We start from the raw sequence: 23,474 nt of genomic DNA on the forward strand, positions 1-23,474 counted from the left end.
TGCCGACCGGAGCGCGAACGCCGACTCCTGATGGAGATGGTTAGTTCGTGAATCACGGTTCGATCTCCAGGGAGGCTAGTGCGTGCGTGATGGCGTGCCGGACGGTTGTGAGGTAGATCGAGGTCGTCTCGATCTGCGCGTGGCCCATAAGCGTCATGAGTTCGACCTGGCCGACCGTCATCAACGCGTCGATGTCGGTCTGCCCCACGGTCCCGCCTGCGTGGAGGAGCGCCTTGAGCCGATCGACCACGACCTTGGCCATGTGGTCGCAGGCGTAAGCATGACGAGCCCAGTGGAGGCGCGCTTTCACACCGACGATGCCACACGCCTTGGAGAACGCTGCGTACAGACCCTGGTACGAGATCGGTTCGCCGAATTTGCCGTTCAAGAGAAGGTGGGTGGATTCGGTGCCATGCCTTTCACGGAATTTTCGAGCTCGCGCAGAACGCACCTCGAAACGGTAATGGTTGATGTCATCTAAGAGCGTTGGATCGATTTCGGGGTATCGTCGTTTGTCGCCCTTGCCCATTACTGAAAAGGTGTCCCGCCGGTAAGCCGAGGCGTTCGAACGATGGGGCATGTCGCCATCCTCAATGACACCGGGTTCGAACGGTCGAAGCCCGCTGCCAAAGCCCAGCCTTACGGCTATCCGATATGCGGGGTCCGGAATGGCGTTCCAAATGGCGTGGGCTGTCTCCGGATCGATGTACTCGATGGGACGCGCGCGCCGCTGCTTACGGACAACAGGATTGCTCACACCCTGATGTCCCGAGATGGGGTTAGAGGTCATTTCGAGCGGCGGACGCTTCCCCTCCCATACCGCCCATTGGGCGCAGTACATGATGCTCGACTGAATAGCCCCAATGGTTCCGGTCTCAAGCTTTTGATGCTCGAGGTCCTCGCCGAGTTCGTCGAGGTTTTCTTCGGTGACGTTCAGGATGGAGAGATTGCGAGCTTCGAGCCAGCGTAGGCCGCGTGACAGATCGCCGGCGTGGGCGCGAAGCGATCGGGGTTTCGGGCGAAGTTTCCTGCCCCTGCCCATCCACGCAGGCGCTTCCTGACGTCTCTTCTGCGCGAACTTCCTTGTGTAGCGGGCGTAAAGGTATGCGTTGGCCTCGGATCGATCACAGCCCGTCTCACACAGGAAGTACGCTCCCTCCAGATTCGGATCGACCCCGCAGGCAATACCTGCACGCCCCATGCGAAAGACAGCTTGCGCGTGGCGACGGCACGAGTGCTTGGTCGAAGATCGGGACTCGACCTTACTGCGAGATCTGCCCGGCATTTTCCGCGCCCAATTCTTGGGACCGACGCGCTTCGAGCTGCAGCATCAACATCCGGGACGGGCTGCGACGGGCAGCGTTGAACTCTGTGCAGATCGCCGTCGCCGGGTGCGCGATTCGGATTGGTGCGAACCGCTTATAATCTCGGTCTTGCTTCAGATTGAGATTGCTTGACATGCCTGCTGCTTTTTATGCATCGCTACATTATTGATGCACATTCTGCACAGCATCGCTAGTTTTACAATGCAGATGCGATGGTATAGTTAAAGTTTCGTTGGCATGAATTCCAAAAATCGACTTCCGGTTACGCCAAATGGCTCAAAAACAACGGAAAAGTCGTGAGACCTCTGTTGCGGCTTGCAAGACCTCGGCGTAACGCAGGTTTACGGTGCTAATGTGCATTCTGGTGCAGGAGGGCTGCGATGACCGATCCAATCGAGGCGTTGCGAGGAGCAAAGAAGGACCGAAGGTCTTGGATGGACGTCGCCGCCACTTTTCGTGCAATCGGAAAGGACGGTGGAACGGACCGACACCGGTTGGAGCGGGCAGCCGCGATCGCGTCGGGTTACACCACCGGCATCCTGAAGAGGTTTGTGGTTGCGCTCAATTTTCTAGAATCCGGGATTGTGGCACACGAAAGCCGGCCCAAGCAGCACGTGCTCGACTCCTCCTTCACCGCCATTGAGCTTATCGAGCGGATTTCGCGTCAGAGTCCCGGACGGGCCATGGAATTAATGGCCGAGATTGGAGAGCGACGTCTCAGGGTCGAATTCTTGAGGCGCGAACTCTCGGAATTGCGCGGATCGCTCGAGCCGGCGCTGATGCCGATCTCACCGATCTCCGGGCGCGACCAGTCGGTGCGCGTTGGTACGGTGTCCCAACCGCCGAGGGCCTACGCCGCTTCTGCGCGGCGCGTGCGTGAAGAGACGACGTTCACCCGCGTTGAGGAACTCCTACCCAAGGTGAGCGGTCGGATCGAGCTGTTTCATCGGCCGCTCGGAGTGCCGGTCGCCCCCCTCCGCTGCGATGCTATCGCGTGGATTGATGATCGTTATCAGGAAGCCGACGGCTTCGAATTCATCTACGCGCCTACTTCCATGACCGAGGTCCTGTTTTCCGATCAGCTTGACCGAGCGATTGTGGCCTCAAGCTTTTTCCGGCGACACTACGTCGTGTTCACTGACGACTCGGATCCCAAGTTCGCTGCCCGGGCGGAAAGCATCATCCACATGCTCGGCATTCGTTCGATGGGTGTGATTGCCCTCGATGACAAGAAGCCGGTTCGGCTTGCTGCCCAAGCGAAGGCCGCTCCAGAGCCCGACCGCCGACATCTTCTGAAGACATTGTGCCCGAAGGGACGGTGGGCCGACGTCTACTGAGTAAATTGGGACGCCGCCGCGCGCAAGGTGAACCAAAGATTCTCCAGTCACCTTTCGTGTGGATTGATAGCCGATACGCGGCGCACTTACCCTTCGATATCGAAAGTCGAGTGGAAGCGTGTACCCCGCTTGGCGACCGCCAATCCTTGCAAGAATCCTCTCCGCCCGCTTTTCCCGCAGCGCCGGCTTACGCACTTCTCGCGGCGATCTAACCCGCGTAGGGAATCCTGTAAAACCCCTGCAAATTACTGTTTTCCTCATTGGCAACATAAACAAAGTCTACTTTGTTTATGTTGTGAGCACTTTGAGGAAATCAGCATTTCTAAGCGCCGGCCAGATCAACGCGCGAACGGATGGTCGCGTTGCCCGGGGATGGGGTGGTCAAATCCAACGCGCCGCCGTCGAACTTGCTCATCAAAATTAAAGCTGTGGCCGCTACAAGACCATGGAGAAATCAATTGAGGGTTAGGCGCGGTGTCGCAACAACGCAGGAGCGAGGATCCTGAGGTTTATGCAGAGAAGCGGAATACTTGTTCGCACGCCTCAACCGCCTTGTGGATCAAGCATCACATCTTCAACTGATCCAACCGGGCGGAATCCCTAGGATCGAGTGAATCAACTTCGATGTGAACGGCCTCGACTCTCGGGCCTCTAGCCTCGTCAGACGTCGCACCAACACGATATCGATGTGCCGCCTGCGCAACCGATCTCGCGCGATCCCTGTATGCCTCGAGATACTCCACAACCGGCAGCGCAAGGATCACACGGTCAACGACCCAAGCAAGCCCGAATGCGCGCGCAATCCACTCGTCGCACCTATCTCGGTACAGTTTCCTGTTTGTGTAGGGGCCGACAATGAGAACGACAATTCTCTCACGCCGGTCTTGCGAGGAGACTTCGAATAAGAAATCGAATTTAAGCCCGGAGGCAGGATCTCGGTCCCGTTCTCTCAGTGAATCGATCTCTGAACCTGTCAAATCCCTGATGACTAAAGTCACGGGCTTAAGCGCAGATGCCCGGTACGCGCGATCGCGGGCCCCCCCGACCTTCCCTCCGTGCCCTTTCGGCAAAGCTTCTTCCATTGCCCTGCGCAGCGATTGGACAGTCCCCCGACCCTGTGCCCAATTCCTCGCCGCGCCCAAGGCTTGCTTCTGATTGGACGCGTACCACCGTGCGATTAGCTCGGCGATGGAGAGCGGCACTCCCGCAAGGCCCTCGTATTCTTGCGGATGCGCCACCCGCAACTTCTCAAGAAACTCGAAGGCTCCGATCGCACGTCGCAACGAGGACGGGTCGTCGGATTTATTGCCGAAACGATGTGCGAGCGCCCGCAGCCCAGATTCGCGATCGCCATACTTGGCGTCTTGAAGCTCCTCGATCGCAGTCTGGGCCTCCTTCCGCCAATTTCGACGCATCGCTTGTCTCACGTAAATGGCGCGCCGTTAACGTCTATTAACTAAGCGCGAATCGCCGTTGGGAGAATGCCACCTCTTGCTTGACATGTAAATCACTTGATTCTAGTTATAATTGCATAAACGGATGCGTAGACTCTGGTCATCAGGGAGGACGGGACTTGCTTACGGCTCGACAGGTCGCAATTCGGCTCGGGACTTCCATCTCAACGCTAAACGGGTGGCTGGCCGACGACGAGATGCGGGAGCAGCCTCAGCGGCTGTTCGAGTTTCACCGATGGCGCGGCAACAAGCGGATGTGGAGCGAAGAAGGCTTCGAAAAACTCGAAATGGCCATCCACCGGGAGAGCCAAAGAGGAATCCTCGCCCATGGCCGTACGCGTGAGAAGACCGGGCGTGAATCTCCACCTGATCCAGATGCCGAAGCCGCCCTTGAGGAAGTGCTCGGTGCGAAGCACACGAGAACGTATTGATGCAAGCGACCCGGGCGTCCCGAACGACGTTGACCACTGGCCGGAGCGTTTCGCGCCCTCCCAACTAACCGCGCGAAATCCGAAGATGAAACGGCCCAAGAAATCCAATTCGAAAATCGAGCCGTGGCAATGCGGTGGCCTGCTCATTTCGGTGCGCAACAACACCTTCAGAGCCACAGGCACACTCAAGGTCCCCGGACGAGGTAAGAAACTTGTCCGGGAGTCGCTGCATATACCTGCGGCAAAGGACAACAAGGCCACCGCCGAGCGGCGAGCGAGAGAGCTCGAGGCGACGTACCGTGCCGAACTTGGCGGAGGCGTCGTTCGCAGGAGCGTCGCCACCTTGGCGTCAGAACGTTTGAAATCGTCCATCGGGCCGAGCGATGCCCGTATCCTGAGAGACTTCACGGCTGAGTTCACCACCCGCATCCTTTGGGACGTACCTCCCGAAGAGATCATCGCCTTCGTCGACCGGCGCCAAAGCGGCAACACGGCTGGAACACGTGAGCGTTACATCTCGGGGCTTTGCGCGTTCCTGGTGCTCAAGATCGCGGGCGGCCAGTATCCGGCGTTGCCGGCCTTCGTGCGCGATCAGAAGGCGCGCAACCCGCAACGCCGGACTCGGCGGGCCGTGGTGCAGTTTCGCATCGACCTCGTGGAGGCTCTTGTGGAAGCCGCGCACCTATCACTCGCGATCCAAATCCGGGTGGCATGGGTAGGCGGCACCCGAGTGTCATCGATCCTGCAGGGCTGCTCTTTGGGCGATCTCGACTTGGGGACGATGACGTTGACCTTCCGCAACACCAAGAACGGCGACGACGTGCCGGTGGCGTTGCCTGAGTCCATCCGGACGCCGTTTATCGACTACCTGCAGTGGCGCACGTTGCAGGTGAGGCGGGGGAAGATCGGTCCCGGCTCCGACGAACCGTTGTTCCTGCACTACAAGGGTAAGCCCTACAAACCCAATGGAGGCGCGTGGGGGACCCAGAACAAGACCGCCTTCAACGCGGCGAAGCGACGAGCGCTCAAGAAGATCGAAGCAGACTACGACGAGAAGATCGCCGCTATGCGGTCCGCCGGCGACCGCACCGAAGTCGACCGCCTCAGGCGAATGAAGGCAGACGACCTGAAGATACTGCGCGCCATCACCCAGCACTGGTTTAGGCACAAGTTCGCCACCGACGTCGGACGCCGCGATCCTCGCGCAGCGATGAACCAGGGCGGATGGCGCGACATCCGCTCACTCAATGGTTACATGATCTGCGACGCGGAGCATCAACGCGCGCTCGTGGACGAACGCGGTTCGCCTGGCACGAATTTGGCACAGGCACAGACCAAAAAATCAGCTAAGTAATTGATCGGACAGTCGATCCTTGGGGTCCGACCACTCCATTGGTAATGGAGAGGTCGACAGTTCAATCCTGTCTGGCAGCACCATTCTTTATCTTTCTTGAAGAGCGCGAACGATCCTCAAGTAGCGCGAATCGAAAGGTGATTCGCAGAGTTGCGGCTCCGAGACCGCCCGAGGAAAAGCTTCAGCAGCCTTGTTGCTTGCCCAAAATTGGCGGAAAGGCACGGGAATTAAGGCTCCATTTAGCTTTTATTAGGGCGGCATTAAGCTTACAAGATCCGATGCCTTCTTGCTGCCCCTCAACGGATTGCGAACGTTTCAGAGTGTGGCGTCTCAGTGACAGCTTTTTTCGGCAAATCGATCTAGGGTCCAAATGACGGGGCCGACGAACGGCTGCTCGGAACTTGAATTCCTGGAGAATACAATGAAAAAGATTTTGCTCGCTTCTGTAGCCTTCCTCGGTATGGCCGCGATCGTGCCAGCACAAGCCGCCGATCTCGCGGCGCGCCCCTACACCAAGGCACCGGCCTACACGCCCGCGCCGATCTATAACTGGACCGGCTTCTACATCGGTGGTCACATCGGCGGCGCTTTCGGTGGCAGCAATAACGTCCTTGCACCGGGCTTTATCACCAACAACAACGATGGCCGGTTCATGGGTGGTGTGCAGGTCGGCTACGACACGCAGTTCTCCCCGAACTGGGTGTTCGGCATCGAAGCCAACTACAGCTTCCTCGACACCGGCAGCAATTTCGCTAACCGTGGCCTCGGATCGGTCACTGGCCGGCTCGGCTACACCTGGGGTCCGGCGCTGCTGTACGTCAAGGGCGGCTACGGCTGGGCTGACTCGCGCTTCTCCAACGGTTTCGGCGGCAACGGTGGCCGTGACGGCTACACCGTTGGCGGCGGTCTTGAATACCTGTTCACCCAGAACTGGTCGGGCAAGGTCGAGTACCAGTACTACGATTTCGGCACTGTGAACTTCGTCGGTCCGGCTCCGGCTTTGGTCGCCGGCAGCTTCCGCAACGACCAGCACACCATCAAGGTCGGCCTGAACTATCGTTTCAACTGGGGTGCTCCGGTGGGCGCTCCGCTTGCTCCGGGATACTGATCACTTCCGAACCTCACGGTTCTGAAGTACGAGAAAGGCCGGCATCTTATGCCGGCCTTTTTTGCTCTCGGGGCTTGATCTCATTCGCGATTCGCAGCGCACATGGTATCTGTGCCAAGCGGCAAACCGGTTCAAAGACCCGATTCCGCATGACGAGAGCACACGGGAATCGCGCCATGGACTCAGCCTCGGTTTCGTTCGACAGCACCCATGATTCGGTCGCGCGCACGCGCCACGATTGGACGCGGCTCGAAGCCGAAACACTTTATAATCTCCCGTTCCCAGATCTGCTTTTTCAGGCACAGACCATCCATCGCCGCAATTTCGATCCTAATCACGTCGAGACCGCGAGCCTGCTCAGCATCAAGACCGGCGGCTGCCCGGAAGACTGCGGATACTGTGCGCAAAGCGCGCATTACGACGCCGGGGTCAAAGCCACGAAGCTGATGGATAGGGAAGCGGTCATTGACACCGCCCGGCGGGCAAAGGATGCCGGCGCCGGCCGGTTCTGCATGGCGGCGGCCTGGCGCAATCCGAAGGACAGGGATCTCGATCGGATCTGTGACATGGTCAGCGCCGTCAAGGAACTGGGCATGGAAACTTGCGCGACGCTGGGGATGCTCACCCCCGAGCAGGCGCGGCGGCTGCAGAAGGCCGGACTCGATTTCTACAACCACAATGTCGATACTTCCCCCGAATTCTACGGCCAGATCATCACCACCCGCACCATGCAGGACCGTATCGACACGCTCGCCAATGCACGCGAGGCTGGGCTGAAGCTCTGCTGCGGCGGCATCATCGGCATGGGAGAGCAGATCGGCGACCGCCTCGGCATGTTGATGCTGCTGGCCAATCTCCCGGCGCATCCGGAAAGCGTTCCTATCAACATGTGGAACGAGGTCCAGGGGGTGCCGGTCAACGCCACGGCCGAGCGACCGGATCCGATAGCGCTGGTCCGCATGATCGCGGTGGCGCGGATCATGATGCCGAAGAGCGTGGTAAGGCTGTCAGCGGGCCGGCAATACATGACCGATGAACTGCAAGCCCTGTGCTTCGTGGCCGGCGCCAACTCCATTTTCATAGGCGACCTTTTGCTCACCACGAAGAATCCGCAGACCGTGCGCGACGCGGCATTGCTCGACCGCCTCGGCATGAGGTCCCCGCTGGACAGTGCGAAAGCGCCTGCCGCCTCGCTGATCTGATCGGGAGAACTACCTCGGTTGCGGCGCAACGAGGGGTCATCAGCTTGCTCGCATGACGCGAGCGGGCAGCCGGTTGCAGGGCCGCTTTGTTCCAGCGCAAAATTAATGGCGATTTTTAACCCTCAAGCCGGCGCTTTTGCGGATTCGGCTCGACAGCCCCGCTGGAAAGGCTCTAAAAAGGTTCTGATCGGTCCGGCGTACCGGGCTTTTATCCGGATGTTGTCATGGATTATAGCAAGTTCTTCAGTAACGCGCTGGATCGCCTTCATGACGAGCGGCGCTACCGTGTTTTCGCCGATCTTGAGCGCATCGCCGGTCGGTTCCCCTATGCCACGTTGCACACGCCCAAGGGCCCGCGCAACGTCATCATCTGGTGTTCGAACGACTATCTCGGCATGGGTCAGCACCCGAAGGTGGTCGGCGCCATGGTCGAGACAGCGACCCGTATCGGCACCGGCGCCGGAGGCACCCGCAATATCGCTGGAAACCATCATCCTCTGGTCCAGCTCGAACAGGAGCTTGCCGATCTGCACGGCAAGCCGGCGGCGCTCGTGTTCACGTCCGGTTATGTCTCGAATCAGACCGGTATTTCGACGCTCGCAAAGCTGATTCCGAACTGCCTGATCCTCTCTGACGCACTCAACCACAATTCGATGATCGAAGGCATCCGGCAGTCCGGCTGTGAACGTGTGGTTTTCCGCCACAACGACCTTGCCCATCTCGAGGAGCTGCTTCGCGCCGCCGCCCCAGATCGTCCCAAGCTGATCGCCTGCGAAAGCCTGTATTCGATGGATGGCGATGTCGCGCCGCTTTCGAAGATCTGCGACCTCGCCGAACGCTACGACGCCATGACTTATGTCGACGAGGTGCACGCCGTCGGCATGTATGGCCCGCGCGGCGGCGGCATCGCAGAGCGCGAAGGCGTTATGCACCGCATCGACGTCCTTGAAGGCACGCTCGCCAAGGCCTTCGGCTGCCTCGGCGGCTACATCGCCGGCAATTCCGAGATCATCGACGCCGTGCGTTCCTATGCGCCGGGCTTCATCTTTACCACCTCATTGCCGCCCGCGATCTGCTCCGCGGCGACCGCCGCGATCCGACATCTCAAATCATCAACTTGGGAACGCGAACGCCATCAAGAGCGGGCCGCGCGAACCAAGGCGAGCCTGATCGCGGCAGGTCTGCCGGTGATGGTCAGTTCGACGCATATCGTTCCGATTTTCGTCGGCGATCCCGAGCGCTGCAAGCAGGCCTGCGATATGCTGCTGCACGACCACAACATCTATATCCAGCCAATCAACTATCCGACCGTTGCCAAGGGAATGGAGCGGTTACGAATCACGCCGTCGCCGTACCACGACGACGCGCTGATCGATCAGTTGGCCGAAGCACTGCTTCAGGTGTGGGAGCGTCTCGATCTGCCGCTGCAGGCAAAATCCATGGCAGCCGAGTAAGAACCTGTCGGAACGTTTCGCGTTTAACGGAAACACAAACGCGTTCTCGTTCGAGGTGGGGTATTTTTCCGCGTGAACCGCTACCCCTCCTCCGCTAAGCGGAGGAACGGCTGAGCTGGAAACTATCCAGCTGAGGGGGTGCGATTGCCGCAAAGTTTTTTCAAGCAGAACCCGCCTCAGCAGCGGAAGGGCTCTAGGACGCGGAAAGCTGCCGCCGAGAACTCGCCTCCGAGAACACGATCCGAATCAGATCGGCGGTGTTTTTCGCCCCGAGCTTGTCCATGATCCGCGCGCGATGAACCTCGACGGTGCGCGGACTGATGCCAAGTCTCCTCCCCGCTTCCTTGTTCGAAGCACCCCTGGCCACCTGGGATAGAACCTCGCGCTCTCGGCAGGTCAATAGATGGCGGCCGGGAAAGCTGGCGAGGCCGCCGTTCTCGCTCCCGCGCGTCTCTCGCCAAACCTTCACCGCGGCACGAACACGGTCGACGATGGCATCGGAGGAAAACGGCTTCTCCAGGAAGTCAAGCGCGCCATGCTTCATGACTTCGACAGCCATTGCAATGTCGGCTGCGCCCGAGATCACGAGGATAGGCGAGGCAACTTTTTCGGCGGCGAGCCTGCGCAGGACTTGAAATCCCGATTCGCCGGGAAGATGCAGGTCGAGAATGACACAGGCGGGAGATGCGCTGCGAACCTCCTCAAGAAACGAAGCGCCGTCGCTAAAGCCTTGCGCGGCATACCCCTCGATTTTCAAAAGGAGAACCAGCGTTTCACGTACCGACGAATCATCGTCGACGACAAAAACCGGGACATCCGACACAAAAGGCAAAAGCTTTCCCATCCGCGGCTTCCTCACGAGCGAAAGGCGAGTTACCGCAACTTATACGTGTATAATCTGATTCGTGTGGGGTCCGCAATCATCTCGGCAGAGTGGTCCGCGAGGCAGTTTGATTTTGACGGTGAGAGCAGCGGCCATCAGAAGCAGGCTTCAAGGGCAAGCCCTGCGACACACAATGTGGGACTGGCGTGATCGCCGCCGCCATCGGCTATATCGGCGAACGGCAGCGCAAGCCTTGATTCGAATCAAATGCCTTCAGCTGACCCGGGCATTAGATTCCTGAAGTATCGCGCTGGACGCGGCTCGCCATCTCGATCAGCCGCCGCCAGGCGCGCTCAACGAATGACATCAAGCGGCCCATATCGCGATCGCTCGGGAGTGGAATCTCAATGCTGTTACGGTTGACGTCCGCGGATTTCGGTCCGTCAGCCTTTGGCGCAGCCGGCCCCGGCTCACCCGACCCCTGTTGTTGAGACAAATCTTTCTGAATCTTGCCGGCCAGCTCGCGCGCAGCGAGCTGCGCCTTCAATTTTTCGTTCTCCGCCTGCAGCCGGCCGATTTCCTTATCCAGCGCGGCATGCTCTTCAGGCAATACGTAGCACGCCCAACCCGAGCCCTTGTTCTCGCAATGGGAAACCACGCCGGTAAGCGTATCCAGCCTGACAAAGCCGCCGCTCATCGGCACGAGCGTATAGCGTCCTTTCTCCGCCTCCTGCGCAAGCGCCGGAACAACCAGGCAAAAGAGCACCGCGGTGATCGCGGAAATCCGCAACAGTCTGAACGGTATCGCCGCGTACATGCACTGCTCCGTCGAGACCGAATTCGCTTCACCCGAGCGGGCGCTCTGTCATCGACCTATAGCGCCCACCACCCGATTTCAACGCGTCGGCAGTCCGTTTCGGTCCACGTCCACCCTCAACTATCCTGCCGCTGCGGCGCGTCAGACAACCCTCGAGATACCCCAAGTCGCCAGCTTTCTTGCGTTGCGAGCGCGCCCGCAACGCTTAGCCAGCCCGCCGCCTTTCGCGAAGACCGCTTTTGCAGCGCGGCAACTAAGCGCAGCCGCTTTGATTTTCTAGAATAAAGCCAGCCAATTCAACGCTATAGTCCACCGCGACACAATCTTGACTTGACCTTGGGCCGTCAGTATGGTCCGCGCGGCTTCTGAGGGTAACGGGCGTAATTTCCTGAAGATCGCGGCGTTGTGTCGGGTGTCGAGAGCATGGCTGACGGCACGGACAAAAACAGCAGCGGGCACGGAGATCGCGAGCATTCGGCTCCCGACGAAGCTGCGCTTTCCGAAAGGCTCGGAAATCTCGATCAACGGCTGTCCAAGCTTCGTGGGCACCGCAAGAACGAGACTGACCAATCCGGTGATGGAAGCGGAGACGGAGCTGCCAGGGCCTCGGCAATGGCGCGTGGTTTCCGCCTATCCTCCGAATTGATCGCGGGCGTTGCTGTCGGGGCGTTGATAGGCTGGGGATTCGACCGCTTGCTGTCGACCTCGCCCTGGGGGCTGATTGTGTTTTTCCTGCTTGGCTTCGCAGCCGGCGTGATCAACGTGATGCGGTCGGCGGGCGTGATTCCCGAGCAGACAGACCGATGACGGATGGCCGTCTGGACGATTGAGTTGCTTGAACGCCGGCCTGCCGGCAGACTGAAAGTTGCACGCGGATGATGGACCCGATCCACCAGTTCAACATCGAGAAGATTTTCACGATCGGCCATATCGGCGGCCAGGAAATCGCCTTCACCAATTCCTCCGCCTACATGCTGCTCGCCGTCGTGCTGACGTCGCTTTTGATGCTGGGCACCGGTCGCAAGCTCGTGCCCGGGCGCATGCAATCGATCGCCGAGATCAGCTACGAGTTCGTCGCCGACACCATACGCACCACCGCCGGCAAGGACGGCATGAAGTTCTTCCCCTTCGTGTTCTCAATCTTCATGCTGGTGACCGTCTCAAACCTCGTCGGCATCATCCCCTACACCTTTACGATCTCGAGCCACATCATCATCACGGCCGGGCTGGCATTCCTCGTCTTCTTCACCGTGCTGATCTACGGCTTCTATAAGAACGGCCTGAGATTCTTCAAACTGTTCGTGCCGTCGGGCATTCCGATCGCGATCCTGCCGCTGGTGGTGGCGATCGAGATCATCTCGTTCTTGTCGCGGCCGGTCTCGCACAGCGTGCGTCTGTTCGCCAACATGCTGGCGGGTCACATTACGCTGAAAGTGTTCGCGAGCTTCGTCACCATGCTCGGCGCCATGGGAATCGTCGGCGTGTTCGGCGCCGTGCTGCCGCTGGCGCTGGTGGTGGCGCTCACCGCGCTCGAGTTATTGGTCGCGTTCCTTCAGGCCTACGTCTTCACAATTCTCACCTGCATCTACATCAACGATGCGATTCATCCCGGTCACTAAGACCGGTACACCCCCCTCCAAAGTCACTCTCACAAGCCTCAGCAAGGAGTTTGTTTCATGGATCCGATTGCCGCGAAGTACATTGGCGCTGGTATTGCCTGCATCGGCATGGGTGGCGCCGGCGCCGGCGTGGGCATCATCTTCGGCAACTATCTTGCCGCCGCGGTGCGCAATCCTTCGGCCGCCCAGGGCCAGTTCGGCAACCTGATCTTCGGCTTCGCGGTGACGGAAGCGCTCGGCATCTTCTCGCTGCTGATCGCCCTGTTGTTGCTGTTCGCACTTTAAGATCACTGACCGGCTGACGGGACCTGGAAAGCCGGGTCCCGATCGACCGCAAAGGAGAAGCCCGTGGCTGAAAGTCATGGCAACGCACAGGGCACGACGGCCCACACCGAAGCCGACGGCGGCCACAAGGCTCCGTTCCCGCCGTTCCAGAAGGATACCTTCGCGTCCCAGCTGGTATCGCTGACGATCACGTTCGTTGCGCTCTATATGATCTCGTCGCGAGTGGCCTTGCCGCGCGTCCGCCAGACCATCGATGACCGGCAGAACACGATCGAGGGCGACCTCACGCGGGCACAAAAGCTGAAGGACGAGTCCGACGGCGCATTGAAGGCCTATGAGACCGAACTCGCGGCCGCGCGGACACGAGCGCAGGCGATCAGCAACGACACCCGCGAGAAGCTGAATGCAGCGGCAGACGCCGAACGCAAGGCTCTCGAGGAACGGTTGTCCGTCAAGCTCGCCGACGCCGAGAAGACCATTGCCTCAACACGCGCGGCGGCGATGAGCAACGTCCGTGGCATTGCAAGCGATGCGGCAACGGCTATCGTGCAGCAACTGACCGGCGCAACGCCCGATCCCAAGCTCGTTGACGGCGCCGTCGAAGCCTCGATGAAGGGATGACGAGACCATGTTTGCCCAACCGGAAACCTGGGTTGCCATAGCCTTCCTGATCCTGATGGGCGTCTTCGCCTATGTGGGGGTACACCGCACGGTGCTGGCGACGCTCGATCGTCGCAGCGCGCGCATCAAGGGCGAGCTCGACGACGCGCGTCGCCTGAAGGATGAAGCCGCGAAGCTGCTCGCCGACTACAAAGCCCGCCATGCGAGCGCCGAGCAAGAGGCGCAGGACATTATCGCCTCGGCCAAAGCCGAAGCCGAGCGCATCGCGGCCGAAGCAAAGGTCAAGATGGAAGATTTCGTTGCACGCCGCACCAAGAGCGCGGAAGGCAAGATCGCCTCGGCAGAAGCCCAGGCTATCGCGGATGTCCGCGCCGCCGCTGCCGACGCCGCTGTCGCTGCTGCCTCCTCAATCCTGTCAAATTCGGTAAAGGGACAGCTTGCCGACGATTTGCTCGCCAAAGGCGTCAGCGAAGTTCGGACCAAGCTCAACTGAGTTCTTTACAAACGCGACGAAAGCCGGCGCGACGTGCTCCGCCGGCTTTTTTGTTTCCCGGACTGTCGCCGGTGAGCTGTCAAACGGGTATCATCAAACACGGAAGCGTGGCCACAATCGCAACGACCGCTGCGTATTGAATATCCGCGTGCGCGAATTGCTGCCGACGGATCGCGCGCAGCGCAACCGCTGTGTCCGTTATCTCTGCGATTTCGGCCGTTTGCGATCCGAGTGCGGTTCAGGCTTCAGCGCCTGCGGATCGAATCCGACGTAAAACACGTAGCGGTCGGCGGCCGCGCTCTGCGGCGCCGGATACGAAATGTCGTCCGAAACAAAACTGTAGGTTCCGCCTTCGTTGCCCGACAGGCTCACCGTAATCGTATAGGCCTTGGTGGCGATCGTTTTCGCGGAAACGCCATCCTCAACCACCGCGATGCGCAACGGCACCTCCACGGACGGCGGCGCCCCCGCCGGCCCCACGATGACCCGCCCGCGAATACCGACCTTGATTGCGATCTGATGCGTGTCGGTGTTGTAGTCGCATTCTCGCGCGGTATCGCCGATAGTCGCCTGATAGCGGACATCGGTACCACTCGCCGGCTGGCCCGAGGCGCCGACCGTGTAGGTCGATGCGCCGGCACGGATGGAGACGGTCGGACAGGTAAGATCGCCGGGCACAGAAGCCACGTCGCCGGATGCCGGCGCCGCTCGCTCCGGCTGCGATTTGACGCCGAACATTTCCTTGAAACGATCCCCGAGCGACTGCGATTGCGCTGGGGAAGCGGCAACTATCCAGCAGCCTGCGGCCATAGTCATCAGGCGCAACGGAAAGCTGACCAAGTGCCTGACAGGAACTGGTTCATCCACCTCGGTGGTGCCCGCAACATTAAGCATTCACGTCGTCCGATCATTGTTTCCACGCGCGGCTTTATAACAAGCCAATGGCCGCAAGCCAAAGGTGGGGGCTTCGTCAGACGGAAATGACGGGCGATCTCGGATCGACTCCGATTCTTTCAGAAAGAAAATGTCTAGCCGTGGAAATCGTCGTGCAACATGCCGAACAGCAGGTGATCCTGCCAGATTCCGTTGATGCAAAGATAGCGGCGCGCCAGCCCCTCCCGCGTGAAGCCGCACTTTTCCAACACGCGAATGGACGGCATATTGCTGGGAATGCAGGCAGCCTCAATGCGATGCAGGTTCAGTTCGCCAAACAGGATCGGAAGCAGCACCCGCAACGCCGCGGTCATATAGCCTCGCCCCGCATAGGGCTCGCCTATCCAGTATCCGATGGTGCCTGCCTGCGAGATGCCGCGACGGACATTGGCGAGCGTGACCCCACCCAACATGATGCCGTCGGATTCGCGAAACACAATGAATGGGTAGGACCTGTCGCCGGCGATATCCTCTGCGTAGCGGCGTAACCGCCGCCGAAATCCCGCGCGGGTCAGGTCGTCCGATGGCCACATCGGTTCCCATGGAGTCAGATAGGCGCGGCTGTGCTCACGAAGCTGTCTCCATTGCAAAAAATCGGACATCTCAGGCGCGCGCAGCAACAGACCGTGCCCTCGCGGCACAAGCGCTGGCGCGCTGGACGGCAAACGAAATAGAGCCATGGCCGTTCCTCGACCCCGAATCCCACCAGCCTGTGGCTAGTGGAGCAAAATTCGGGCCTTCGACTGCGACAATCCTTCCGCAAAAGCGACCGCGGAGTCCAGCCCCCTGCCGCTGCCAAGCGCGACGACCGCGGGACGGCTGCGCGCCAGCAGGACGCGCGCCGCGTCGCGCGTTGAGTCGACGCTGACAGCATCGATCCTAGCCATCAATTCGGGAACGCCCTGGGGCCGTCCATAGACGAGCATATGCCGCGCCAATTGTTCGGCGCGGGCGCTGCAACTCTCCAAAGCCATCAGCAGGCCGGCTTTCATCTGCGCTTTCGCGCGCGCGATCTCAGCTTCCTTCAGCGTTTCCACAGCCTCGCTGATAACGTCGACGACGACTTCCATCATTTCCGGCGCGTCGCTCGGATCGGTGCCGGTGTAGAGCCCAAAGAAGCCAGTGTCGGCATAGGGTGCATGGAAGGTGTAGATTGAATAGCACAGACCGCGCTTCTCACGGACTTCCTGAAACAATCGCGAGGACATGCCGCCCCCCAGAACATTGGTGAACACCTGCAACGAGAATAGCGAGGCATCGGTCTGCGACACCCCTTCCAGCGCAAGCGTCAGATGCGCCTGCTCGAGGTCGCGATGCACCACTTTGGAGCCACCGCTGCCGAATTTCGCCGCCGGCGGCTGCGGAGCCGGCGCGGCATCCAAACTTGCAAAGCAACGCTCGACCTCGGCCACGACCGCCTTGTGCTCGATCGCACCCGCCGCCGCTACCACCATGTCCGGCCCGCGATAATGCGTTTTGAGATACCCATGCAGCATGTCGCTGTTGAACCGCTTCAGCGTCTCCGGCGTGCCGAGCAGCGAACGCCCGATCGACTGGTCCGGATAGCAGAGCTCGTTGAGATGCTCGAAAACGACGTCGTCAGGAGTGTCTTGCGCCGCACCCATTTCCTGCTCGATGACGCCTTTCTCGCATTCGAGTTCCTTCGCGTCGAAGCTAGGATTGGACAGGATATCGCTCAGCACGTCGAGCGCGAGCGGAACGTCAGCCTTCATCACCCGCGCGTAATAAGCCGTCGTCTCAACACCGGTAGCGGCATTGAGATCGCCACCGACTGCCTCGATCTCCTCGGCGATCTCTCGCGCCGAACGCCTAGTGGTTCCTTTAAATGCCATGTGCTCAAGTAAATGCGAGATGCCATGCTCGTTTGGCTTCTCGTCGCGACCGCCAACCCCAGTCCAGACTCCGAGCGCTGCGGTTTCCAGATGCGGCATGGCATCAGTGATGACCGTGAGGCCGGAAGACAGTTTCGTCATATCGACACTCATCCGGCAACTCCGTGCTTGGCGGCGCGGCTGACGGACAGCGCGAACCGTTCGATTTCTGCCTGATCGTTGTTCACGACCGTGATCCGCTCGGGCCGAGTCATCAAGCCGTCGAGCCAGGCCGGTAATGGAGGCCGCACGCCGCAGGCGGCTTCAACCGCGTCAGGGAACTTTGCGCCATGGGCGGTCGCCAGCACGATATTAGGAACACGCGAGTCGGGCGCGTCGCGATCGGCCACTGTCAGCGCAACAGCCGTATGCGGGTCGACCAGATCTCCGGCTTCGCGCCACGCTGTGCGGATCGAGGCAGCGGTCTCTGTTTCGTCGGCGCGCCCGGCATCGAAGTCGGCGCGCATCGCGGCCAGCACCGAATCCGGCAGCGCGAAGCGACCGGATTGCTGCAGCGACGCCATCATCGCGCGCACCTGCGCGGCGTCGCGCCCCGTCGCCTCGAACAACAGCCGCTCGAAGTTCGACGACACCTGAATGTCCATCGACGGCGAGGTGGTAGCGTGAACTTCGCGCACTTCGTAGATGCCGGTCTTTAGCGTGCGCGGCAAGATATCGTTGATGTTGGCGGCGATACGCAACCAGCGTATCGGCAGACCCATGCGCTTTGCGACGTAGCCGGCAAAGATGTCACCGAAGTTGCCGGTCGGCACGGTAAAATCGACGGCCCGTGCCGGCGCGCCCAGTGCGACCGCCGAGGTGAAGTAATACACCACCTGCGCAACAATTCGTGCCCAGTTGATCGAGTTGACACCGGAAAGCGACACCTCGTCACGAAAGCGGTGGTTGTTGAACAACCCTTTCACGATCGCCTGGCAGTCGTCGAAGGTGCCTTTGACGGCGAGCGCATGAACATTTGGCGCGGCCGTCGTCGTCATCATGCGCCGCTGCACTTCGGAGATGCGGCCGTCCGGGAACAGCACGATCAGATCGACATTGGTGCTGTTGGCGAATGCGTGGACCGCAGCGCCGCCGGTGTCGCCCGAGGTTGCGACGACGATCGTGGTGCGCTGGCCTCGTTGTGCCAGAACATGGTCCATCAGCCGCGACAACAACTGCATCGCCACGTCCTTGAACGCGAGCGTCGGACCGTGAAACAACTCCAGCATGAACTGTTGAGGACCGATCTGATCGAGCGGCACCACCGCCGGGTGCCGGAACGTCGCATAAGCCTCGTTGGCCATGCGGCCGAGATCGGCCTCAGCGATGTCTCCAGCCACGAACGGCCGAACTACCTCCACGGCCACCTCCCAGTACGGCCGGCCGAAGAAGCCTGCGATCGTGTCGGGCGTTAGCTGCGGCCAGACTTCGGGCACATAAAGACCGCCGTCACGAGCGAGGCCGGCCAGCATCACATCGGAAAAGCCGAGTTTCTGGGTTTTCCCCCGTGTCGAGAGATAATGCGTCAAGCCGGCCTCCAACGGCGGAGTATGTTGCGAGATATTTGATACTGCGAGTTATCCATGTCGCCATCGGCGATGGTCGCCGCGTACCATAAAGCGTTTCGGGACAAAGAGGAAATCGAAGGGAGAAAAACCGCGCCGCCCAATGCAGCTAAACGTTGCGTTGAAGCGTCTCGCGCCTGGAGGTCAGCGCGGGCATTTGCAGGCGAGCCCGCCCAGGATGGTCTGGGACAATGTCGGCCGAGCGAGATGGGACATCAGCGTTTCTTCCGAAAGAGAAAAGGGCGGCCCGTCGGCCGCCCTTGATCTTGATGTATTGAGCGGGCTGGTCCCGGTCAGTGCGCGGCGTGCGCCATGGCCGCGGCGCCGTTGCCCCAGACATAGATACAGACGAACAGGAACAGCCACACCACGTCGACGAAATGCCAGTACCAAGCGGCGAATTCGAAGCCGAGGTGCTGGGAGGGCGTGAAGTGGCCCGCATTGGCGCGGAACAGGCAGACGATCAGGAAGATCGTGCCGACCAGCACGTGGAAGCCGTGGAAGCCGGTCGCCATGAAGAAGGTGGCGCCGTAGACGTTGCCGGCGAAGCTGAAGGCGGCGTGATGATACTCATAGGCCTGCACGCAGGTGAAGACGGCGCCGAGCGCAATGGTCAGGATCAACCCCCACTTCAACCCCTTGCGGTCGCCATTGAGCAGGGCATGGTGCGCCCAGGTCACGGTGGTGCCCGAGGTCAGAAGGATCAGGGTGTTGAGCAACGGCAGGTGCCAGGGATCGAAGGTCTGGATGCCCTTGGGCGGCCAGACACCGCCGAACAGCGCGTCGCGCGTCATATGCACGGGATCGCCCGGGAACAGCGCGGAGTTGAAGAAGGCCCAGAACCAGGCGACGAAGAACATCACCTCGGAGCAGATGAACAGGATCATGCCGTAGCGATGGCTGATCTGCACCACGCGGGTGTGATCGCCCTTGTGCTGGGCTTCGCGGATCACATCCGCCCACCAGCTCGCCATGGTGTAGAGCACGCCGATCAGGCCGGCGCCGAAAATGATCGGAGCCGCCGCGGTCAGATGATGCATCCACAGGATCGCGCCGACGGCCATGATGAAAGCCGCGGTCGCGCCTACGATCGGCCACGGACTCGGGTCGACCAGGTGGTAATCGTGCTTGACTTGCGCCGTAGCCATTGCGGTCTCTCTCCGTTAGCGGTGCCGGCGGTATTGGGCACCTATTGATCTCAAAACAAAACGCGTCGGTAACAAAACGCGTCGGCCCTCAAAGCTCAGATGCTTCCCCCTGGCCTGTCCGGCTCGTTGGCCGCCACCGGCTTGGGCGCGGCCTTCTTCACCGGAAAGAAGGTATAGGACAGGGTGATGGTATTGACGCCGTCGTTCTCGCTGTCGGCGGCGAAAGCCTGATCGACATAGAAGACAACGGCCATCTCCCGCTTCTCACCGGGCGCCAGGGTTTGCTCGGTGAAACAGAAGCAGTTGATCTTGGTGAAATAGGATCCGACTGTCAGCGGCGTGACGTTATAGGCCGCCTGCCCCATGGTGGTCGCCGCCACCTCGTTGGTGATGGTGTAATGGACGGTGGTGACCTCGCCGACCCGGACCTTTATCTCGGTCTGTTCCGGCTCGAACTTCCAGGGCAGCCCGCCGGAGACGTTGGAGTCGAAGCGTACGGCTACCGTGCGCTCCAGCGGCTTGGACCGGGGGGCCTCCCCCGCCACCTGCGTCGTTCCGTTGAAGCCGGTGACGCGGCAGAACCAGTCGTAGAACGGCACCGACGCATAGGCAGCGCCGACCATCAGGGCGACCACCAGGCCGCAGGCGGCGCCGACCTTCACGTCGCGACCAACGCGCGACGTCGCCTTCGGCCGGGCCGAGGCTGCGGTGGCGGGTTGCTGCGGGTGCTGCGGCGCGTCCGTCATCTCAAATCACATCGGACGGACGAGAACGCCCGGCCCCTTGATGAAGGTGACCGCGAAAAACAGCAGGACCATGAGCCCCAGCGCCCAGGCGATCGCGATCGACCGTTCGCGCCGGCGCTTCTTCTGGGCCTCGGTGAGAACGATCCCGTCTCCGTCCGGCTTGTTGTTGCTGTCCATCGGTCCATGCGCCCTCTACCAGATCAACGGCGCGATGGCCTTCGCAACCACATCGAGCAGCAGAACGGCAAACAGCGCGAACAGATAGAGGATCGAAAAGGCGAACAACCGCCGCGTGGCGCGCAGCGCTGTGCTGCCGGTGCGATGGCGATAGACATTGATCGCGAACACCAGCATGCCGGCGCCGAGGATCAGCGAAGTGACGCCATAAATCCAATCGAAGTAGCCAAGCGGCCAGGGCGCGGCGGCGACCGCCACCAGCACGATGGTATAGAGCAGGATCTGCAGCCGGGTCGCATCGGGACCGGCAACCACCGGCAACATCGGCACGCCGGCGCGGGTGTAGTCGTCGTTGCGGAACAGCGCCAGCGCCCAGAAATGCGGCGGCGTCCAGAAGAAGATGATCAGGAACAGAAGCAGCGGCTCCACCGACAGCGACCCCGTCGCAGCCGCCCACGCCACCACCGGCGGCAGCGCACCGGCGGCGCCGCCAATCACGATGTTCTGCGCGGTCCGCCGCTTCAGTCCCATCGTGTAGATCACAACATAAAAGAAGATCGTGAAGGCGAGCAGGCCACCGGCATACCAGTTGACCAGAGCGCCGAGCGTCATCACCGAGAAGAACGACAGCGTGAGGCCGAACCCCATCGCCTCGCCGCGGGTGATGCGGCCGCGCGGGATCGGCCGGTTGGCCGTGCGCGACATCAGCACGTCGATATCGCCTTCCAGCGCCATGTTCAGCGCGCCAGAGGCACCGGCTCCGACCGCGATGCAGAGGATCGAGATGAAGCCCAGGACCGGGTGAACATGGCCCGGCGCGATCATCAGCCCAACCAGCGCGGTGAAGATCACGAGCGACATCACCCGTGGCTTCAGCAGCGCGAAGTAATCGGCGACACTCGCCTCCGAGATCCGGGGCGGCAGTTCAACGGCTTTTTGATCAACAACCGACACGATACACCCGCTTGTTGGGTGCGCGGCGCGTCGAGCGCGCCGCGCACAGTCACATTACTGCACCTTCGGCAGGGTGGAGAACTGGTGGAACGGCGGCGGTGACGACAGCGTCCATTCCAGCGTGGTTGCACCTTCGCCCCACGGATTGTCCGCCGCCTGCTCCTTGCGAGCGAAGGCGTCGACCAAGCCGTAAAGGAAGACCACAGCGCCAAACCCAGCGATAAAGGCACCGTAGGACGAGATCTCGTTCCAGCCCGCGAACGCATCCGGATAGTCGACCGAGCGCCGCATCATGCCCTGCAGCCCAAGGAAGTGCTGCGGGAAGAACAGGACGTTGGCGCCGATGAACATCAGCCAGAAGTGCAGCTTGGCGATGGTCTCGTTGTACATGTAGCCGGAGATCTTCGGGAACCAGTAGTACCAGCCCGCGAAGATCGAGAACACCGCGGCAATGCCCATCACGTAGTGGAAGTGCGCGATGACGTAGTAGGTCTCCTGCATCACCCGGTCGACGCCCGCATTGGCCAGCACCACGCCGGTCACGCCGCCAACCGTGAACAGGAAGATGAAGCCGATCGCAAACAGCATCGGCGCCTTGAACTCGATCGAGCCGCCCCACATGGTGGCGATCCACGAGAACACCTTCACGCCGGTCGGCACCGCGATCACCATCGTGGCGGCGACGAAGTAAGCCTGCGCCGTCGACACCATGCCGACCGTGTACATGTGGTGCGCCCACACGACGAAGCCGATGCCGCCGATCGCGACCATCGCATAGGCCATGCCGAGATAGCCGAAGATCGGCTTCTTCGAGAACGTCGAGATCACATGGCTGATCATGCCGAAGCCCGGCAGAATCAGGATGTACACCTCGGGATGACCGAAGAACCAGAACAGGTGCTGGAACAGCACCGGATCGCCGCCGCCGTCGGCAGCGAAGAACGTGGTGCCAAAGTTACGATCGGTCAAAAGCATGGTGATCGCGCCCGCCAGAACCGGCAGCGACAACAAGAGCAGCCACACCGTCACCAGGATCGACCAGACGAACAGCGGCATCTTGTGCAAGGTCATGCCAGGTGCGCGCATGTTGAAGATCGTGGTGATGAAGTTGATCGCGCCCAAAATCGAGGAGGCGCCGGCCAAATGCACCGCGAGGATCACGAAATCCACCGACGGTCCGGGATGGCCGCTCGTCGACAGCGGCGCATACAACGTCCAGCCCGTGCCCGCGCCCGACGCGCCCGGCTCACCTTCCACGAACGTGGAGGTCAACAACAGCGCAAACGCCGCTGGCAGCAGCCAGAACGAGATGTTGTTCATGCGCGGAAACGCCATGTCGGGCGCTCCGATCATCAACGGCACGAACCAGTTGCCGAAGCCGCCGATCATCGCAGGCATCACCATGAAGAAGATCATGATCAGGCCGTGCGAGGTCACAAAGACGTTGTAGGTATGCGCAGGATCAAAAACCTGCACGCCGGGATACATCAGTTCCGCCCGGATGCCCATCGACATCAGGCCGCCGATGATCCCCGCGACGATGGCGAACACCAGGTACATAGTCCCGATGTCCTTGTGATTGGTCGAATACGCAAAGCGCCGCCACCCTGTCGGGTGGTGCGCATGGTCGCCATGATCGTCATGGCCGTGGTCGTGAGCATGTGCTGCGGTTGTTGCCATTGTCTAATCCTGTCTTTCGTCCCTTGAAGTCCTTCGAACGAACCTTGGCGATGTCC

At 60.7% G+C, this 23,474-nt stretch carries 24 protein-coding genes; 11 read left to right on the top strand and 13 right to left on the bottom strand.

The features are described 5' to 3' along the window. Nucleotides 1-52 precede the first annotated feature (52 nt). Nucleotides 53-1,201 (bottom strand): tyrosine-type recombinase/integrase, encoded by a 1,149-nt coding sequence (locus ACZ5IL_RS00580; RefSeq protein ID WP_464594538.1) that lies wholly within the window; start codon nt 1,199-1,201, stop codon nt 53-55. Between the two features lie 504 nt (nt 1,202-1,705). Here ACZ5IL_RS00580 and ACZ5IL_RS00585 point away from each other — a divergent pair. Continuing rightward, entirely contained in the window at nt 1,706-2,662 is a 957-nt protein-coding gene (locus ACZ5IL_RS00585) for a hypothetical protein (protein WP_464594539.1), read from the top strand. 566 nt (nt 2,663-3,228) lie between these two features. Here ACZ5IL_RS00585 and ACZ5IL_RS00590 read toward each other — a convergent pair. After that, the gene (locus ACZ5IL_RS00590; RefSeq protein ID WP_464594540.1) at nt 3,229-4,077 is read right to left on the bottom strand and encodes a hypothetical protein; all 849 of its coding nucleotides are present in this window, start codon (nt 4,075-4,077) and stop codon (nt 3,229-3,231) included. Between the two features lie 158 nt (nt 4,078-4,235). Between ACZ5IL_RS00590 and ACZ5IL_RS00595 the strand changes: the two genes are divergently transcribed. The 5 genes from ACZ5IL_RS00595 to hemA all read left to right on the top strand — a co-directional run bounded on the left by ACZ5IL_RS00595 (nt 4,236) and on the right by hemA (nt 9,665). After that, on the top strand, nt 4,236-4,547 hold the full coding sequence (locus ACZ5IL_RS00595) for a hypothetical protein (RefSeq protein WP_464594542.1): 312 nt from the start codon (nt 4,236-4,238) through the stop codon (nt 4,545-4,547). An 85-nt stretch (nt 4,548-4,632) separates the two neighbouring features. Then, a complete protein-coding gene (locus tag ACZ5IL_RS00600) occupies nt 4,633-5,901 on the top strand; it encodes a tyrosine-type recombinase/integrase (protein WP_464594543.1) in 1,269 nt (422 codons plus the stop codon). Nucleotides 5,902-6,322: 421 nt separating this feature from the next. Beyond that, nucleotides 6,323-7,009 carry an outer membrane protein gene (locus tag ACZ5IL_RS00605; RefSeq protein WP_464594545.1) on the top strand — a complete coding sequence of 229 codons (687 nt, stop codon included), beginning with the start codon at nt 6,323-6,325 and terminating at the stop codon, nt 7,007-7,009. A gap of 176 nt (nt 7,010-7,185) precedes the next feature. Beyond that, nucleotides 7,186-8,211 (top strand): biotin synthase BioB, encoded by a 1,026-nt coding sequence (gene bioB, locus ACZ5IL_RS00610; RefSeq protein WP_464594546.1) that lies wholly within the window; start codon nt 7,186-7,188, stop codon nt 8,209-8,211. Nucleotides 8,212-8,435: 224 nt separating this feature from the next. Then, a complete protein-coding gene (hemA, locus tag ACZ5IL_RS00615; RefSeq protein WP_425907463.1) occupies nt 8,436-9,665 on the top strand; it encodes a 5-aminolevulinate synthase in 1,230 nt (409 codons plus the stop codon). Between the two features lie 193 nt (nt 9,666-9,858). On the opposite strand, the gene ACZ5IL_RS00620 is transcribed toward hemA, so the two are convergent. Together ACZ5IL_RS00620 and ACZ5IL_RS00625 are read right to left on the bottom strand one after the other, a co-directional pair. Then, nucleotides 9,859-10,509 carry a response regulator transcription factor gene (locus ACZ5IL_RS00620; protein ID WP_464594547.1) on the bottom strand — a complete coding sequence of 217 codons (651 nt, stop codon included), beginning with the start codon at nt 10,507-10,509 and terminating at the stop codon, nt 9,859-9,861. Between the two features lie 268 nt (nt 10,510-10,777). After that, the gene (locus ACZ5IL_RS00625; protein ID WP_464594548.1) at nt 10,778-11,305 is read right to left on the bottom strand and encodes a hypothetical protein; all 528 of its coding nucleotides are present in this window, start codon (nt 11,303-11,305) and stop codon (nt 10,778-10,780) included. Nucleotides 11,306-11,728: 423 nt separating this feature from the next. On the opposite strand from ACZ5IL_RS00625, the gene ACZ5IL_RS00630 reads away from it, so the two are divergent. The 5 genes from ACZ5IL_RS00630 (at nt 11,729) to ACZ5IL_RS00650 (ending at nt 14,323) form a co-directional block, all read left to right on the top strand. Beyond that, on the top strand, nt 11,729-12,112 hold the full coding sequence (locus ACZ5IL_RS00630; protein WP_079445314.1) for an AtpZ/AtpI family protein: 384 nt from the start codon (nt 11,729-11,731) through the stop codon (nt 12,110-12,112). A gap of 68 nt (nt 12,113-12,180) precedes the next feature. After that, nucleotides 12,181-12,924: a F0F1 ATP synthase subunit A gene (locus tag ACZ5IL_RS00635; protein WP_464594549.1), complete on the top strand. Its 744-nt coding sequence runs from the start codon at nt 12,181-12,183 to the stop codon at nt 12,922-12,924. A gap of 57 nt (nt 12,925-12,981) precedes the next feature. After that, nucleotides 12,982-13,209: a F0F1 ATP synthase subunit C gene (locus tag ACZ5IL_RS00640; RefSeq protein WP_009796340.1), complete on the top strand. Its 228-nt coding sequence runs from the start codon at nt 12,982-12,984 to the stop codon at nt 13,207-13,209. A gap of 63 nt (nt 13,210-13,272) precedes the next feature. Continuing rightward, the gene (locus ACZ5IL_RS00645) at nt 13,273-13,830 is read left to right on the top strand and encodes a F0F1 ATP synthase subunit B family protein (RefSeq protein WP_464594550.1); all 558 of its coding nucleotides are present in this window, start codon (nt 13,273-13,275) and stop codon (nt 13,828-13,830) included. A gap of 7 nt (nt 13,831-13,837) precedes the next feature. After that, a complete protein-coding gene (locus ACZ5IL_RS00650) occupies nt 13,838-14,323 on the top strand; it encodes a F0F1 ATP synthase subunit B family protein (RefSeq protein ID WP_464594552.1) in 486 nt (161 codons plus the stop codon). Between the two features lie 198 nt (nt 14,324-14,521). On the opposite strand, the gene ACZ5IL_RS00655 is transcribed toward ACZ5IL_RS00650, so the two are convergent. The 9 genes from ACZ5IL_RS00655 to ctaD all read right to left on the bottom strand — a co-directional run bounded on the left by ACZ5IL_RS00655 (nt 14,522) and on the right by ctaD (nt 23,418). Further along, a complete protein-coding gene (locus ACZ5IL_RS00655) occupies nt 14,522-15,217 on the bottom strand; it encodes a hypothetical protein (RefSeq protein WP_464594553.1) in 696 nt (231 codons plus the stop codon). Nucleotides 15,218-15,351: 134 nt separating this feature from the next. Then, nucleotides 15,352-15,936, bottom strand: a complete 585-nt coding sequence (locus tag ACZ5IL_RS00660; protein WP_425907453.1) for a GNAT family N-acetyltransferase — start codon at nt 15,934-15,936, stop codon at nt 15,352-15,354. A 36-nt stretch (nt 15,937-15,972) separates the two neighbouring features. Beyond that, nucleotides 15,973-17,262: a M16 family metallopeptidase gene (locus tag ACZ5IL_RS00665; RefSeq protein WP_464594555.1), complete on the bottom strand. Its 1,290-nt coding sequence runs from the start codon at nt 17,260-17,262 to the stop codon at nt 15,973-15,975. After that, nucleotides 17,259-18,689 carry a threonine synthase gene (thrC, locus tag ACZ5IL_RS00670; RefSeq protein WP_464594557.1) on the bottom strand — a complete coding sequence of 477 codons (1,431 nt, stop codon included), beginning with the start codon at nt 18,687-18,689 and terminating at the stop codon, nt 17,259-17,261. The genes ACZ5IL_RS00665 and thrC overlap by 4 nt, the downstream gene beginning before the upstream one ends. Nucleotides 18,690-19,006: 317 nt before the next feature. Then, entirely contained in the window at nt 19,007-19,861 is an 855-nt protein-coding gene (locus ACZ5IL_RS00675; RefSeq protein ID WP_464593596.1) for a cytochrome c oxidase subunit 3, read from the bottom strand. Nucleotides 19,862-19,956: 95 nt separating this feature from the next. Next, nucleotides 19,957-20,607 carry a cytochrome c oxidase assembly protein gene (locus tag ACZ5IL_RS00680; protein ID WP_464593598.1) on the bottom strand — a complete coding sequence of 217 codons (651 nt, stop codon included), beginning with the start codon at nt 20,605-20,607 and terminating at the stop codon, nt 19,957-19,959. A 6-nt stretch (nt 20,608-20,613) separates the two neighbouring features. Further along, entirely contained in the window at nt 20,614-20,784 is a 171-nt protein-coding gene (locus ACZ5IL_RS00685; protein ID WP_079448469.1) for a CoxF protein, read from the bottom strand. A 15-nt stretch (nt 20,785-20,799) separates the two neighbouring features. After that, nucleotides 20,800-21,738, bottom strand: a complete 939-nt coding sequence (locus ACZ5IL_RS00690) for a heme o synthase (RefSeq protein WP_464593600.1) — start codon at nt 21,736-21,738, stop codon at nt 20,800-20,802. 54 nt (nt 21,739-21,792) lie between these two features. Beyond that, nucleotides 21,793-23,418 carry a cytochrome c oxidase subunit I gene (ctaD, locus tag ACZ5IL_RS00695; protein WP_464593602.1) on the bottom strand — a complete coding sequence of 542 codons (1,626 nt, stop codon included), beginning with the start codon at nt 23,416-23,418 and terminating at the stop codon, nt 21,793-21,795. Nucleotides 23,419-23,474 lie beyond the last annotated feature (56 nt).

Source organism: Nitrobacter sp. CN101, assembly GCF_055390255.1.